Genomic DNA, 14,555 nt, shown 5'->3' on the forward strand with positions numbered 1-14,555 from the left:
TAGCAGACTGGCCCTCGTCACACAGCGTTGCCGTGGCGCCCGGGATTATGACTCCCGGCTCGGGATGGCGTCGGCCACCGGAGCCAGGGACTGGCCCTTGACGTACCAGACGATGAGCGCCAGCACCAGCAGCGGCAGCACGGGGTCTAACCAGGTGCCGCCGGAGCCGAACATCAGGTTCAGCAGGGCGACGCCGGTGCCGCCGATGGCCCAGGCGATGGTGGTCGGGATGGACCAGACGATCATCTGCTGCTTCACGTCCGAGATGCCCATCATGCGGTTGACCACCCAGAACAGGCTGTCGTTGAAGTAGCCGAAGAAGAGCGACCCCATGGTGGCGGCCTGGGCGGCCAGCAGCATGTTGACCCCGGGGATCTGCGCCAGTATGGGGGCGGAGATGGAGGCCGCCGTCACCATGGCCACGGTGCCGGACCCCTGGATGAGGCGTACCAGGGTCGCCACGATGAAGGGGATCAGGATGGGGGAAATGGGCAGCTGGGCGATCTGCTCGGCCAGTTGCTGGCCCGCGCCGCTGTCGCGCAGCACGGCCCCCAGCGCCCCGCCGGCACCGGTCACCAGCAGTATGATGCCGGCGGATTGCAGCCCCTCTTCCAGGCGGGCGGCGGTGGCGTGCCTGTCCATATGCGGCACCAGGGTATAGACCGCCAGCAGCACGCTGATGGCCAGCGCTATGATGGGGGTGCCGATGAAGTTGACGCCCTGCACCAGGGGATTTGCCATCAGGCCGTCCATGCCCTCCAGGGTGGCCAGGGTGGTGAAGATGGCCTTCACGAAGATGAGCACAATGGGCACCAGGATCGGCAGCAGCGACAGGGTCAGGCTCGGCAGGGTCTTGCCCTCCTTCTCCTTGATGTACTGCTCGTAGGTGGCCTGCAGCTCGTCCGGGGTCTGGGCAACCTGGGCGCCGAACTCGGGGTACTTCTTGTCGAGCCACTGGGCGTAGAAGACGATGCCGAGCACGCAGGGGATGGCCAGGGCCATGCCGGTCAGCAGCATGGCGCCGATGTCCACGCCAAACAGGCCGGCAACCCCCAGCGGGCCCGGGGTCGGCGGCACGGTGTGGTGGGTCACCACCAGGCCGCCCGCGAGCGCCACTCCCAGGGTGAGCAGGGAGCGCTTGCCGCTCTTTGCCAGCGCCTTGGCAACCGGATAGAGGATGACGAAGGCGGAGTCCACGAAGATGGGGATGCTGACGATGTAGCCCGTGATGGCCAGAGCCCACTCCTCGCGACGCTTGCCGAGCCACTTGATGAAGCTGTAGGCGATCTGTTCGGCGGCGCCGGAGACCTCAAGCAGGCGACCCATCATGACCCCGAGGCCGATGACGATGCCGATGCTGCCAAGGGTGGAGCCAAAGCCCTGGGTGATCACGGTGAGGGTCTTGTCGATGGTCATGCCGCCGGTGATCCCGGCGATGCAGGCCGCCGCCAGCATGGCGATCAGGGCGTGCACCCGGGTACGGATGACCAGAAACACCAGCACGAAGACCGCGATGATGAGACCGATGATGGGGGTTGGGATGTCGCTCATGATGCCTCCTGCATGTCATGGGTGATGAAACTGTCGATGATGTCGGCAAACGTCCTGTCTGCCGCGAAGCCGAGGGCGTTGGCCCGCTGGTTGTCGATGCGTCCCGGCCAGCTGGCCACGATGCGCTCGATGGCCGGATCGGCGGCAAACTGCACCCGATCCAGAGCCTGCTGACCCCCGATTCTGGCGAGGGCCTCCAGCATTTCGCCGACGGTCACGCTGATGCCGGGCAGGTTGATGCTGCGGGCGTCACCGGTGGTGGGAAGCCTGGCCGCCAGCAGGAAGTTTGCGACCACGGTGGCGGGGCTGGAGAGCCAGAGGCGCAGCTCCGGGCTCACCGGGCAGAGGGCGCTCTCCCCTTGCAGCGGCTCGCGGATGATGCTGCTGACGAACGACGAGGCGGCGCGGTTCGGCTTGCCCGGGCGCACGCAGATGGTGGGCAGGCGCAATACCAGACCGTCGACGAAGCCCTTGCGGCTGTAGTCGTTGACCAGCAGTTCCCCCATGGCCTTCTGGGCACCGTAGGAGGAGGTGGGGGTCAGGGCGGTGCCGTCGTTCACCAGCTCCGGCAGTGGGCCGCCATAGACGGCGAGGGAGCTGGTGAAGACGAAGCGGATGCCGGGCCGGGCATGGCGGCACGCCTCCAGCAGGGTGCGGGTGGTGTCCAGGTTGACCTTCCAGCCCAGATCGAAGTCCTGCTCCGCGTGGCTGCTGACGATGGCGGCCAGGTGATAGACCACGGCGGTCCGCTCGCTGATGAGGGACTCGGCGACACCGGGTTCGGTGAGGTCGGCCCGCAGGCAGCGAACCCTGGGGTCCGGCAGGGGGGATTGCGGCTGCTGGATGTCCACCAGCAGCAGCTCGGTGAAGGGGTGGGGGCCTTGCAGCAGGGCCCGGGCCAGTTTCTGGCCCAGGAAGCCACCGCCGCCGGTGATGATGATCTGCATCTTGTTATCCTCAGACTCGTTCATGTTCAGGGTCGTTATTGTTGTGTCAGCCAGCCCAGCCCTTCCCGGGTGCCGGCTCTGGGGTTGTATTCGCAGCCTATCCAGTCGTGGTAGCCCGCCTGCGCCAGCGCCTTGAACAGGTGCGGGTAGGCGATCTCCCCTTCGTCCGGTTCGTGGCGATCCGGTACCGAGGCGATCTGGACATGGCCGATGGCCGGGCCCAGCTTGCCGATGAGACGGGTGAGATCCCCGTCCATGATCTGGGCGTGATAGAGGTCGAGCTGCACCCCCACGTTGGGTCTGTCTATCTCCTGCACCAGGGCCAGGGCGTCGAGCTGGTGGGCCAGGAAGTAGCCGGGGACATCCCGATCGTTGAGCGGCTCGAGCAGTACCTTGATGCCGTCCGCAGCCAGGAAGTCGGCGGCGAAGCGGATGTTGTCGATCAGGGTCTGGCGGTGGGCCGAGAGGCTATGTGCCGGGTCCACGATGCCGCTCATGGCGTGCACCTTGGTGCAGCCGAGCGCCAGGGCGTAGTCACGCACGGTTGGCAGGTGGCCGCGAAACTCCGCTTCCCGCCCCGGGATGGCGGCCATGCCGCGCTCCCCCGCGCCCCAGTTGCCCGGCGGCATGTTGAACAGGGCCTGGGAGAGCCCCTGCTCGCGCAAGCGGCGGCCCAGTTCGGCGGCCGGCCACTCGTAGGGGAACAGAAACTCCACCGCCTCGAAGCCGGCGTCGCGGGCGGCGGCGAAGCGATCGAGGAACGGCACCTCGGTAAACAGCATGGTGAGATTGGCGGCAAACTTGCTCATGGTTTAATCCTCCTCAATTCATCAATTTCGGGTTCGCCCAGGTAGCGGATGGACTGGCCATGGAGCATCAGTGCCAGGCGCGCCGTCTCCTCCAGCTCTTCCATGTTGTTGACCGCATCCACCAGATCCTTGCCCGTCACCACGGGACCGTGGTTGGCCAGCAGGAAGGCGTTGCCTTCGGGGGCGCGGCGCCCCAGCTCCTCGGCGATGCGGGCATCCCCCGGTTTGTAGTAGGGGATGAGCGGCAACTGGCCGACCCGCATCACGTAGTAGGGCGTGAAGGGGCGGATGACGTTGGCCGGATCCAGCCCTTCCAGACAGGAGAGGGCGGTCAGATGGGTGCAGTGCAGGTGCACCACGGCCCGGCAGTCCGGATTGTTGTGGTAGATGGCGAGGTGGAAGGCCACCTCCTTGGAGGGGCGATCTCCCCCCAGGTGTTCCCCCTGCAGGTTGACGTGGGAGAGCCTGTCGGCGCTCAGACGTCCCAGGCAGGAGCCGGTCGGGGTGGCGATCAGGGTGCCGTCCGGCAGCAGGGCGGAGAGGTTGCCGGCGCCTCCGGTGGCATAACCGCGCTGGAAGAGGGAGGCCCCCAGCATCACCATGGTGTCGCGCAGTGCCTGTTCAGTCATGGAAGTACTCCTGAGCCTTGTCGAAGAAGTCGTCGCTCCCGAAATTGCCGGACTTCAGTGCCAGGGAGAGGGGAGCGTCGATGGCCCGCACCCAGGGCACACCGGGGGCGATCTGCGGGCCTATGTGGAACGCCTTCACGCCGAGGGCCTGGGTGACCCGGCTCGAGGTCTCGCCACCGGCGATGATGAAGCGATCCACCCCGGCCTCCTGCAGCAGGCAGGCGAGGCGGCCAAAGCAGTGTTCCACCGCGTCGCTGGCCGCCTGCTGGCCGTGGGTCTCCTGAATGCGAGCCAGTTCCGCCGGGCTGGTGGTGGCGTAGACGAGCGGCGCCGGGGTGCGCGGCTGGGCCTGTACCCAGCGTGCCAGCTCGGCCGGGTAATCCGGGTTGGTGAGGCAGGCTTCCACCTGCAGCGCCAGGGCAGGAGCATGCTGGCGATAGCGGGCCACCTGACGGTTGGTCATCTCGGAGCAGGAGCCCGACAGCACCACGGCGCGGGTGCCTCTGGGCCAGCCCGCCTCACGGGCACCCTGCAGATCCCCGCTGCCAAGCCGGCGGGCGAGCCCGATGGCGAGGCCGGAGCCGCCGGTCACCAGGGGCATGTCGAGGGCGGCGGTGGCGATGTCCAGCAGGTGCTGCTCGGTCAAGGTGTCGACCACGGCGTAGCGCACGCCCGCCTCTGCCAGTTGCTCGAAGGCGTCGGTAATGGCGCCGGGACCCTGTGCGATGGTATTGAACGGTACCAGACCGGCGCGGCCCTGGGCCTGCCCCTCCATCAGCCGCAGCAGGTTGCTGTCCTGCATGGGGGTGATGGGGTGGTGGCGCATGCCGGACTCGGCCAGCGGCTGGTTCCCCACGAAGAGGTTGCCCTGATAGACGGTGCGACCGTTGACCGGCAGGGCCGGGCAGATCAGGGTGAACTTGCTCTCCAGCGCCGCCAGCAGGGCGTCGGTGACGGGGCCGATATTACCCGCCGCCGTGCTGTCGAAGGTGGAGCAGTACTTCTGGTAGATGCGGGGGCAGCCGCGGGCCTTGAGCCAGTCGAGGGCCGCCAGGGAGTCGCGCACCGCTTCGCCCGTGGGGCAGGAGCGGCTCTTGAGGCTGATCACCACGGCGTCGACCCCGGTCAGATCCGCCTCAGCCGGGATGCCGGCAAACTGGATGGTGGAGAGGCCGTTCTCCACCAGGAAACCGGCGATGTCGGTGGCGCCGGTGAAGTCGTCTGCGATGACTCCGAGTTTCATGCTTGCTCCTCCTGACCCGGCAGGGTAATGCCTGAGAAGATCTTGATGACGGCGCTGTCATCTTCCAGGCCGTGGCCCGCGTTGCTGGCACCGAGGAACATGTTCAGCGCCGTGCTCGCGAGCGGCAGCGGGAAGCGCAGCGCCTTGGCGGTGTCCGCCACCAGGGTGAGATCCTTGACGAAGATGTCCACCGCAGAGCGGGCCTGGTAGTCGCCGGCGAGCACGCGGGGCATGCGGTTTTCAAACATCCAGGAGTTGCCGGCGGCATGGGTGACCACGTCATACATGAGATCCAGCGATACGCCGGCCCGGCTGGCCAGGGCCATGGCTTCGGCCGCCACCGCGATGTGCACCCCGGCCAGCAGCTGGTGGATGATCTTGACTGTGCTGCCCTGGCCCGGCTCGCTGCCGACCCGGTAGAGCTTGCCGGCCACCGCATCCAGCACCGGGGCCAGCTTGTCGAAGGCGGCGTCTGAGCCTGCGGCCATCACCGTCATCTCGCCGGCATCGGCCTTGATGGCGCCGCCGGAGACCGGCGCATCCAGCATCGGCAACCCCATCTGCGCCAGCTCGGCGGCCAGGGTGCTCGCCTCTTCGGCGGCTATGGTGGAAGAGACCATGATGGCGGTGCCCGGCTTCAGGTGACGGGCCAGCCCCTCGTCGCCGAGCAGGATGCGGCGCACCTGAACGGCGTTGACCACCAGCAGCAACACCGCATCGAGCGTCTCCGCCAGGGGGCGGGCATCGGCCATGACGGCGGCGGCACCGGCCTGTTGCAGCTGGTTGCGCGCCTCTGCATTGAGATCGATGCCGTAGGTGGTGAGCCCGGCCCGCAGGCAGGAGCGGGCGGCGCCCATGCCCATGGCGCCCAGGCCGATGACGGCAACATGATAGGGAGTGCTCATCTCGTGATTCCTCGATAACGACTGATGAGCCGATAGTAGAGGCTTGTGGCGGTGAAATATCAGGCGCATGTCACAAAAAATAACTTAATCGGTGTTAATTTTTGTTATTCACGCGAGTTGAGATTCTTTTGAATCAAAAAATGATGCCTTTTGTGTGAATAAATGTGATTTGTGAGCCCATTCGAGGTTATTTATCATTTTTTACCATCTCACTGGGGTAGAATGGGGCCTCCTTTCCCCGAGGTGCGAGGCAAGATGATTCCCGTAGAGCGACAGCAACGTATCCTGCAACTGCTCGCCGAGCGCGGCGTGGTCAGCATAGTGGAGCTGACCGACTGGCTGCAGGTCTCCCACATGACCATCCGGCGTGACATCCAGAAGCTGGAGGAGCAGGGGCGGGTTCTGTCCGTCTCGGGCGGGGTCAGCCTCTCCCAGCGGATCAAGAGCGAGCCCTCCCACGCCGCCAAGCGCAGCCTGATGCAGGGGGCCAAGCTGGCCATCGCCCGGCTCGCCGCCGCCCAGGTGAGCGAGGGCAGCACCGTCTATCTGGATGCCGGCACCACCTCCCTGGAGCTGGCCCGGGAGCTGGCCCTGCGGGAAGACCTGATGATAGTGACCAACGACTTCATGGTGTGCGCCTACCTCATCGAGCACGGCCGCTGCCGCCTCTATCACACCGGGGGCCAGGTCATTCGAGAGAACCAGTCCTGCGCCGGGGAGGCCACCGCCCACTTCCTGCGCAACCTCCACCTGGACATCGCCTTCCTGTCCGCCTCCTCCTGGGACGGGCAGGGGATCTCCACCCCGAGCGAGCAGAAGGTGCCGGTGAAGCGGGCCGTGGTGGAGTCGGCGGCGAGCCGCATCCTCATCTGCGACTCGTCCAAATATGGCAAGGTGGGGACCTTCAACGTGGTGGGCTGGGATGCGATCGATCAGGTGATCACCGACGAGCAGCTGCCCCAGAGTGCCCGCGAGGTGCTGGCCCAGCATGGGGTCAGGGTGACCATGGCGCAGCTGGCCAGCCTGGTGGCAAGCGGCGAGTGAGTGGCTGGGGGCGTTGCAGCCCCTGATTGCCCCGGGGCGGGATCAGTGCCGGCCGGTGTCTTGCTCGCCCGTCAGGTTGGCGGAGCCCTGGATCACCTCACCCGCCTTCTCGATGTCTCGTCCCATCCCGTGAATGGTGTTGCAGCCCAGCAGCCAGAGGCTGGCGCAGAGCACCAGCAGCATTCGATGCGCGTTCATTTCTCTTCCTCCCATGCTATGGGGTCAGTTTGAGCAGGCGCCCGTTGCCTGAGTCCGTCAGCAGATAGAGGGCACCGTCAGGCCCCTCCTTGACGGTACGGATCCGCTCCCCCAGATCGGTCAACAGTCGCTCCTGTGACACTATGGTGTCCCCGTCCAGGCGCAGGCGCAACAGGGCCTGGCCGCGCAGGGCGCCGACCAGCAAGTCCCCCTGCCACCCCTTGAACAGGGTTCCCTGATAAAAGGTCATGCCCGAGGGGGCGATGGAGGGCACCCAGATCCAGCGCGGCGCCGTCAGGCCGGGTGCGCTCTGGCCCACGCCAATCTTGCCGCCCCCATACTCCTCGCCGAAGGTCACCTTGGGCCAGCCGTAGTTGTGGCCGGGCAGGATGAGGTTCACTTCATCCCCGCCCTGGGGGCCGTGCTCGTGGGCCCAGAGCTGCTGGCTGCCCGGGCGCAGGGTGGCCCCCTGCATGTTGCGGTGGCCCAGGCTCCAGATCTCCGGCAGGGCCCCCGGTGTCGTGACGAAGGGGTTGTCGGCGGGCACCCGGCCATCCTTGTGCAGGCGTACCGTCTTGCCGAGGTGGTTGTCGAGCGTCTGTGCCCGCTCCCGCTCGGTGTAACGATCGCCGAGGGTGATAAAGAGATAGCCATCCTCCGTCAGCACCAGGCGGGAGCCGAAGTGGGCGCCACCGGCCACCTTGGGCTGCTGGCGAAACAGCAGTTGCCAGTCGACGAGGGCGTCCTTTTGCAGCCGGGCCCGGGCCACTGCGGTGCCTGCCCCCCTGTCCCCCGGTTCGCTGTAGCTGAGATACACCCAGCCATCACCGTCCAGGGCGAGATCGAGCAGCCCCCCCTGACCCGTGGCGGCGAGGGGCGGCAGGCCGGAGACAATGTGGCGCTTGCCGCCTGCGTCGATGCGCAGCAGGCGGCCCGGGCGCTCGCTAATCAGGTAACCGCCATCGGGGAGAAGCGCGAGCCCCCAGGGGTGGCGCAGATCCCCTGCCACCGTGGTCAGGGTCAGCGCCCGCACCGGGAGCATCAGGCAGAACAGCAGCAGGGCAAGCAGTCGCAACACGACGTTTCTCCTCTCTCGGGTCTGGTCTGAACGTCGCTGAAGTATAGGGGAAGGGAGTGACAAAACGTCAGGCGCAACAAGCGATTGCATCACGCCCTGCATACACTTCAGGAGGTCATCAAGACGAACGCGGGGACCTGGCCGGTAGGTTCGCCGCGTCAGGAGGGTCCCGGGTTCATGGAGGATTAAAATGTCATCACTTGTGTCGGCGCCGGGGCGTCTTCTGCCCGATCTGCTGGCCGGTGTCACCGCGGCGGCCGTGGTGCTGCCCAAGGCCATGGCCTATGCCAGCGTGGCGGGGCTGCCGGTGGCGATCGGCCTCTACACCGCGTTCGTGCCCATGGTGATCTACGCCCTGCTGGGCTCCTCCCGGGTGCTCAGCGTCAGCTCCACCAGTACCCTGGCTATCCTGACCGCCACCCAGCTCGGGCTGGTGGTGCCGGACGGCGATCCCGGCCGGCTGCTGACGGTGACGGCCACCCTGACCCTGCTGGTGGGGGCCATGCTGATGCTGGCGGCCGCGCTGCGGCTCGGCTTCATCGCGAACTTCATCTCCCTGCCGGTGCTGGTGGGGTTCAAGAGCGGCATAGGTCTGGTCATCATCCTCGACCAGCTGCCCAAGCTGTTCGGGGGGCACATCCAGAAGGAGAACTTCTTCCTGGATCTCTATCACCTCGGCCAGGCGTTGCCCCAGACCTCCTGGCTGACACTGGGGGTGGCCCTCGCCACCCTGGCGGTGCTGGTGTTCATGGAGTGGCGCTTTCCCCACTCCCCCGCCCCCCTGCTGGGGGTGGGGATCGGCATCGCCCTGGTGTGGGGCCTTGGCCTGAACGAGGCGGGGGTCGCCATCGTCGGGGCCATCCCCACCGGGCTGCCCGGCCTGACGATGCCGGATCCGGCCCTGGTCATGCAGTTGCTGCCGGGGGCGGCGGGGATCGCGCTGATGAGCTTCACCGAGACCATCGCCGCCGGGCGGGCCTTCGTGGGCAAGGAGGAGCCCGAGATCAATCCGAATCGGGAGCTGGTGGCCACCGGGCTGGCGAATCTCGGGGGCGCCTTCTGCGGCAGCATGCCGGCGGGGGGCGGCACCTCCCAGACGGCGGTGGTGCGCGCCGTCGGTGGCATGAGCCAGCTGGCCTCTGCCGTCAATGCCGGGATGGCGCTGGCGACCATGATCTTCCTCGCCCCGCTGCTCTCCTGGCTGCCGAGCGCCACCCTGGCGGTGGTGGTCATCGTCTACTCGGTGGGGCTCATCCAGCCGCTGGAATTTCGCAAGATAGGGCAGATCCGCATGATGGAATTTCGCTGGGCCGTCACCGCCTGCCTGGGGGTGCTGCTGTTCGGTACCCTGCAGGGCATAGTGGTGGCGATCCTGGCCTCCCTGCTGGGGTTGGCGAGCCAGACTGCGCATCCGCCTGTCCATGTGATTGGCCGCAAGCCCGGGGAGGATGTGCTGCGCCCGCTCTCGGCGCGCCACCCGGAGGACGAGACGGTCCCGGGCCTGCTGATCCTGCGGCCGGAGGGGCGCCTCTTCTTCATCAATGTGCAGCATGTGGCGGCGAGGATGCGCGAACTGATCGCGACCCATCAGCCCGAGGTGGTGGTGCTCGACATGAGCCGGGTGCTGGACGTGGAGTATTCGGCCCTGATGGTGCTGAAGGAAGGGGAGCGGCAGGCCAGCGCCAAGGGGGTTACCCTCTGGCTGGCCGGGCTCAATCCCGGGGTGCTCGAAAACGTGCGTCGCAGCGGCCTGGCTGCCCGGATGGGGGACAGCCGCATGCTGTTCAATGCCAGGGCCGCCATCCGCCAGTATCAACAGATGAGGGGCGCGCCGGGGCCCGCCCCCTTGCCTAGAAGCGCTCCGGAATGATGCGCAGCGGATGCTCCGTTGGCTTGACCTTGCCAATCTTGCGCTTGGGCAGCTTGACCGGCTCGACCGGCAGTGTCTCGTAGGGAATGTGGGCCAGCAGGTGGGAAATGATGTTGAGGCGTACCCGCTTCTTGTCCTCTGAGCGGGCCACGAACCAGGGGGCCCAGGCGGTGTCGGTGGCGTTGAACATGGCATCCCGCGCCCGGGTGTAGTCATCCCAGCGATCGAAGGACTTGATGTCCATGGGGGAGAGCTTCCAGATCTTGCGGCCGTCGTCGATGCGATCCCGCAGTCGCCGCTCCTGCTCCTCTGGGGTCACCTCCAGCCAGTACTTCAGCACTATGATGCCCGAGTCGACCAGGGCCTTCTCCACCATGGGGGCACCTGCCAGAAACTTGTCGCTCGCCTCCTCGCTGCAAAAGCCCATGACGCGCTCCACGCCGGCCCGGTTGTACCAGCTGCGATCGAAGATGACGATCTCGCCCGCCGCCGGCAGATGGGGGATGTAGCGCTGGAAGTAGAGCTGGCTCTTCTCCCGCTCGGTGGGGGCCGGCAGAGCGACGACCCGAAATACTCGCGGGCTGACCCGCTCGGTGATCGCCTTGATGGTGCCCCCCTTGCCGGCCCCGTCGCGCCCCTCGAACACGATGCAGACCTTGAGCCCCTTGTGTACCACCCACAGCTGCAGCTTCACCAGCTCCTCGTGCAGGCGGCGCAGCTCCTTCTCGTATACCTTGTTGCCAAGGGGTTTCTGCGCCTCGGTCACAACCGGCTGTTCAGCCCTGGATTTTTTTTTGCTGCCCATGATGTCCTTCTCTTGATGCGAGCCCTGTTGCCCGGTCACCGGCATCGGCGACCGATTTTCTGAGTGTATATGAGGATGCAAACCATGATGGCCGCAGGCGAAGCCAGGGCGGCCGGGATCCCGGATGATCCTGTGGCTCTTTCAGGGCGGGCGCATCGGGGAGAGGGGAAGGTGGATCCGTGTTCGCCCGGCACTCAGCCTCTCTGGGCCGGTCGCCGGGGAGGGGTCATGGCTGGATGGAAGGGCCATCCCGGGCGGCATGAGCCTTCGAAAGCCCATGAAAAAAGAGCCGCAAAGGCGGCTCTTGGGAGGAGGGATGGCTTACCAGGCATAGCTGAGCGCCGCATTGAACGAGCGGCCGGGGTTATAGTAGTTGGCGGTTCCGGAGCCGACGACGTACTGCTTGTCGGTCAGGTTCGCCACGTTGACGGACAGGTTGGCGTCCCGGGTAATGCGGTACGCAAAGGCGGCGTCCAGCAGGGTGGCGGCTTCACTCTTGGCGGTGTTGTCCGCATCGAGGTAATAACTGCCGACGTAGCGGGCGCCCAGACCCAGATCCATGGTCTCGATGGGCAGGGTGTAGTAGCCCCACAGGGACGCGGAATGGTTCGGCGTGCTGGCGAACTCATTCCCTTCCAGAGAGGCGCCGGCGCGCGTCGAGCCGCGAATCACCTCGGACTTCATGTAGGAGTAGCCGCCGGTCAGGTTGAAGTTGTCCGCCACTTCCGCCTTCATCTCCAGATCGAAGCCTCTGACCCGGGTTTCCCCGACGGTTTCCCGCTCTATGGTGCCGTTGTCCTGCACGATGGCCATGGTGACATCTTTCTTGTTCAGGTCATAAATGGCGGCGGAGAAGAGGGCGTTGACCGACTCCGGGGCATATTTCACACCGAGTTCCAGCTGTTCACCGCGCTCGGGCTTCACCCCAATGGTGGGAGGGGCGACGGACTCGACCTGGCTCAGATAGGTCGACCACTCCCGGGTCATCTTGTAGGTCAGGGCCGCGCGCAGCGAAGTCTCAGAGAAGTCATCGCTGGTCTCGACGTCACTGATGTCGCGGCTCGACAGATCCATGTCGTCATGACGCGCCCCCAGGGTCAGGATATAGCGGTCATCCAGCGAGAGGTTCTGCTGCAAGAATGCCGAGGCGGTCTTGTAGTCCTGAGCGTTCTTGCTGTAGGGGGCGCCGACGACGGGGGCGCCACTGTAGACCGGATTGTCGAGATTGATGCTGCTGGCCGCGCCATAGACAGACTGGTCCTTGCTCGATGCATCGCGGTATTCCAGCCCGACCAGGGTGCTGCTGTCGATACGGCCAAAGTTCGTGTCGTATTGCACAATGGTGTTGCCGATCAGCTCGTTGGAGGAGGTGTCCGTGCCGAAGTAGTAGCGGGAGACATCGCGGCCGGTGCGCCCTTCGAAGTCATAGAGATAGAGGTAGCCAAAGTTGTCCTTCAGGTCGCTGTAGCGCAGGTTGGCGCTCAGCTTGAGGTCGCTGGAGAAGTAGTGGGCGATCTGGGCGCTGATGTTCGTCCGCTCCACATCGTGCTTGTTATAGTCGGGTTCGCCGTAGAACTGGCTGCGATCGTACTCTTTATCCAGGGGGTAACCGCCGCTGTTCGGGGTGGAGTCCCGGCCGAGGTAGTCAATGATCAGACTGGCCGTCGTATCCGACGAGGGTTGCCAGGTGATGCCGCCCATCACGAGCTGGGAGTCATCCTTCGAATGATCGTACTCCAGCTCCCCCTTCTTCAGCTTGGTGGTCACGCGGTAAGCCAAGGTCTTCTCTTCGTTTAGGGTGTCGCCAAAGTCCACCCCCAGCTCTTTGTTGTCGAACGAGCCATAAGAGACATAGCTGTCGCCGAAGCGCTTGAACTTGGGTCGCTTGCTCACAAAGTTGACCGAGCCACCGGGATCTGCCGGGCCAAACAGCGTCGAGTTGGCGCCGCGGATCACTTCCACCCGCTCATAGGCATAGGGGTCTTCACGCACCCCGCGCATGGACCCCAGGGTCAGGCCATCCCGATAGGTGGTTGCTTGAAAGCCCCGAATGGTGAAGTAGTCGTTTCTGTCATCCGAGCCATAGTAGTCGGTGACCAGGCCCGGGGAGTATTGCAACACCTCTTCCGTGGTCGTGGCGTTGCGCTGGTTGATCTCTTTCTCGGTGATCACGGAGACGAGGGCCGGGGTATCCAGCACACTGGTTGCGACCTTGCCGCCAACCCACAGCTCTTTGGCGACTGTGGTCTCGCTGTCGTCTGACAGGGGTTGGCCATATACGGTGATGGTATTGATGCGATAGGCCTCGGTCTGCGGATCGTCGGCCTTGTCCTGAGCATGGGTCAATCCTGAGCATGCGAGCACGGGGGCGCAGCATAGCCACAGGTATTTGGTTTGATAACGAGTTCTCGGCGAGAGGGTGCCACAGCTGATCTTATTCATTCTGTCCGGTTCCGTTTGACAAGCATTTTACCTTGCGGTAACACAAATGATAATACTTGTCATTTGCAACAAGTTAAATTAATATCGAGTCATCGATCGATGCCGACAGGGAAAGAAGTCGAGTGGAATTACGTCAGCTGAAGTACTTTCTAGCCGTCGCCGAAACGCAAAATATCCGTTCCGCCGCCCAGAGAGTTCACGTCACTCAACCTGCCATCTCAAGAAAGATCAAAGAATTGGAATCTGAATTAGGCGTGCAATTATTTGACCGCCTGCCAAGAGGTTTGCGCTTGAACAGGGCCGGCAAGGTGTATCAGAAAGAGCTCGGCGCCATCATTCGTCAAATTGACGATGCCAATGAGAGAATGCGTCAATTCAACCATACGGAATATGGTTCACTTACTCTGGGGGCGCCGGACTTTGTCTTGTGGGAAGGTGAAATAACGCAGTGTGTCAATCAATTCCACCACGCCAATATCGAGGTCGAGCTGGAGGTCTACTCCGATACGCCCATGGTCTTGCTGAAACGACTGGAGCTGGATCAGATAGACGGCGCCTTCCTGTATCACTTCTCCGACCTGCCTTCTGAATATGTCGTGCATCCTGTCGCACAAGACAGGCTGGTGCTTGCTTATCCCGCCTGTTGGGATATCGATATTCCTCGCTCCATTACGGTGGAGGAATTAAACCAGTTTTCCGCCGTGCGTCTGCCCAGAAGTACCGACCCCAATTATTACGACTGGCAGGAAACGCTATTTCAGGAAGTAGAGTGGCGGCCAGGTGTGACCCAGTGGGCACATGGTGAAGGCACCATGCTGGGGTTGGTGGCTTCCGGTAATGGCGTGGCCATCGTCAATGAACGTCACCTCAGTCGTCAGTCGAAAATGATCCGTTATACGTCACTGGATATTTTACCCCAGACGACCCCCCTTCATTTCATTTACAAACACACCTCTGACAACCCGGCGCTCAGCACCTTTCTCCAGCTCCTGTCCGGTCGTGAATAAATCCTGCCCATTGCTGTGTAATGGGTA

At 64.4% G+C, this 14,555-nt stretch carries 13 protein-coding genes; 3 read left to right on the forward strand and 10 right to left on the reverse strand.

Going from position 1 to position 14,555, the window contains the following annotated elements; all coding sequences use genetic code 11:
* Positions 1-45 precede the first annotated feature (45 nt).
* The 6 genes from J9885_RS02840 to ltnD are packed head-to-tail and all read right to left on the reverse strand — an operon-like array spanning position 46 to position 6,084.
* Positions 46-1,551: a gluconate:H+ symporter gene (locus tag J9885_RS02840; RefSeq protein ID WP_210548027.1), complete on the reverse strand. Its 1,506-nt coding sequence runs from the start codon at positions 1,549-1,551 to the stop codon at positions 46-48.
* Positions 1,548-2,498, reverse strand: coding sequence for a D-erythronate dehydrogenase (denD, locus tag J9885_RS02845; RefSeq protein WP_210548028.1), 951 nt, complete (start codon positions 2,496-2,498; stop codon positions 1,548-1,550). Before denD ends, J9885_RS02840 begins: the two co-directional genes overlap by 4 nt.
* A gap of 35 nt (positions 2,499-2,533) precedes the next feature.
* Complete coding sequence (gene otnI / locus J9885_RS02850; protein WP_210548029.1) at positions 2,534-3,307, reverse strand: 2-oxo-tetronate isomerase; 774 nt, start codon at positions 3,305-3,307, stop codon at positions 2,534-2,536.
* Positions 3,304-3,936, reverse strand: coding sequence for an aldolase (locus tag J9885_RS02855; protein ID WP_210548030.1), 633 nt, complete (start codon positions 3,934-3,936; stop codon positions 3,304-3,306). Before J9885_RS02855 ends, otnI begins: the two co-directional genes overlap by 4 nt.
* Positions 3,929-5,179 (reverse strand): 3-oxo-tetronate kinase, encoded by a 1,251-nt coding sequence (gene otnK / locus J9885_RS02860; protein ID WP_210548031.1) that lies wholly within the window; start codon positions 5,177-5,179, stop codon positions 3,929-3,931. The genes J9885_RS02855 and otnK overlap by 8 nt, the downstream gene beginning before the upstream one ends.
* Entirely contained in the window at positions 5,176-6,084 is a 909-nt protein-coding gene (ltnD, locus tag J9885_RS02865) for an L-threonate dehydrogenase (RefSeq protein ID WP_043758497.1), read from the reverse strand. Before ltnD ends, otnK begins: the two co-directional genes overlap by 4 nt.
* A gap of 255 nt (positions 6,085-6,339) precedes the next feature.
* Between ltnD and J9885_RS02870 the strand changes: the two genes are divergently transcribed.
* Positions 6,340-7,128, forward strand: coding sequence for a DeoR/GlpR family DNA-binding transcription regulator (locus J9885_RS02870; protein ID WP_210548032.1), 789 nt, complete (start codon positions 6,340-6,342; stop codon positions 7,126-7,128).
* A gap of 42 nt (positions 7,129-7,170) precedes the next feature.
* Here the strand turns inward: J9885_RS02870 and J9885_RS02875 are convergent, their stop codons facing one another.
* Positions 7,171-7,326 (reverse strand): entericidin A/B family lipoprotein, encoded by a 156-nt coding sequence (locus tag J9885_RS02875; RefSeq protein ID WP_210548033.1) that lies wholly within the window; start codon positions 7,324-7,326, stop codon positions 7,171-7,173.
* Positions 7,327-7,342: 16 nt separating this feature from the next.
* Complete coding sequence (locus tag J9885_RS02880; protein ID WP_210548034.1) at positions 7,343-8,404, reverse strand: PQQ-dependent sugar dehydrogenase; 1,062 nt, start codon at positions 8,402-8,404, stop codon at positions 7,343-7,345.
* Between the two features lie 190 nt (positions 8,405-8,594).
* Here J9885_RS02880 and J9885_RS02885 point away from each other — a divergent pair, with 190 nt between their 5' ends.
* A complete protein-coding gene (locus J9885_RS02885; RefSeq protein ID WP_246876787.1) occupies positions 8,595-10,274 on the forward strand; it encodes a SulP family inorganic anion transporter in 1,680 nt (559 codons plus the stop codon).
* Here J9885_RS02885 and ppk2 read toward each other — a convergent pair.
* Complete coding sequence (gene ppk2, locus J9885_RS02890; protein WP_210548035.1) at positions 10,255-11,079, reverse strand: polyphosphate kinase 2; 825 nt, start codon at positions 11,077-11,079, stop codon at positions 10,255-10,257. The genes J9885_RS02885 and ppk2 overlap by 20 nt on opposite strands.
* A 321-nt stretch (positions 11,080-11,400) precedes the next feature.
* Positions 11,401-13,425 (reverse strand): TonB-dependent siderophore receptor, encoded by a 2,025-nt coding sequence (locus J9885_RS02895; RefSeq protein ID WP_210548036.1) that lies wholly within the window; start codon positions 13,423-13,425, stop codon positions 11,401-11,403.
* Positions 13,426-13,643: 218 nt separating this feature from the next.
* Here J9885_RS02895 and J9885_RS02900 point away from each other — a divergent pair, with 218 nt between their 5' ends.
* Positions 13,644-14,528 (forward strand): LysR family transcriptional regulator, encoded by an 885-nt coding sequence (locus tag J9885_RS02900; protein ID WP_210548037.1) that lies wholly within the window; start codon positions 13,644-13,646, stop codon positions 14,526-14,528.
* Positions 14,529-14,555 lie beyond the last annotated feature (27 nt).

It is taken from the genome of Aeromonas sp. SrichE-2G, from assembly GCF_017939565.1.
In the GTDB taxonomy this organism is placed as follows: Bacteria; Pseudomonadota; Gammaproteobacteria; order Enterobacterales; family Aeromonadaceae; genus Aeromonas; species Aeromonas taiwanensis.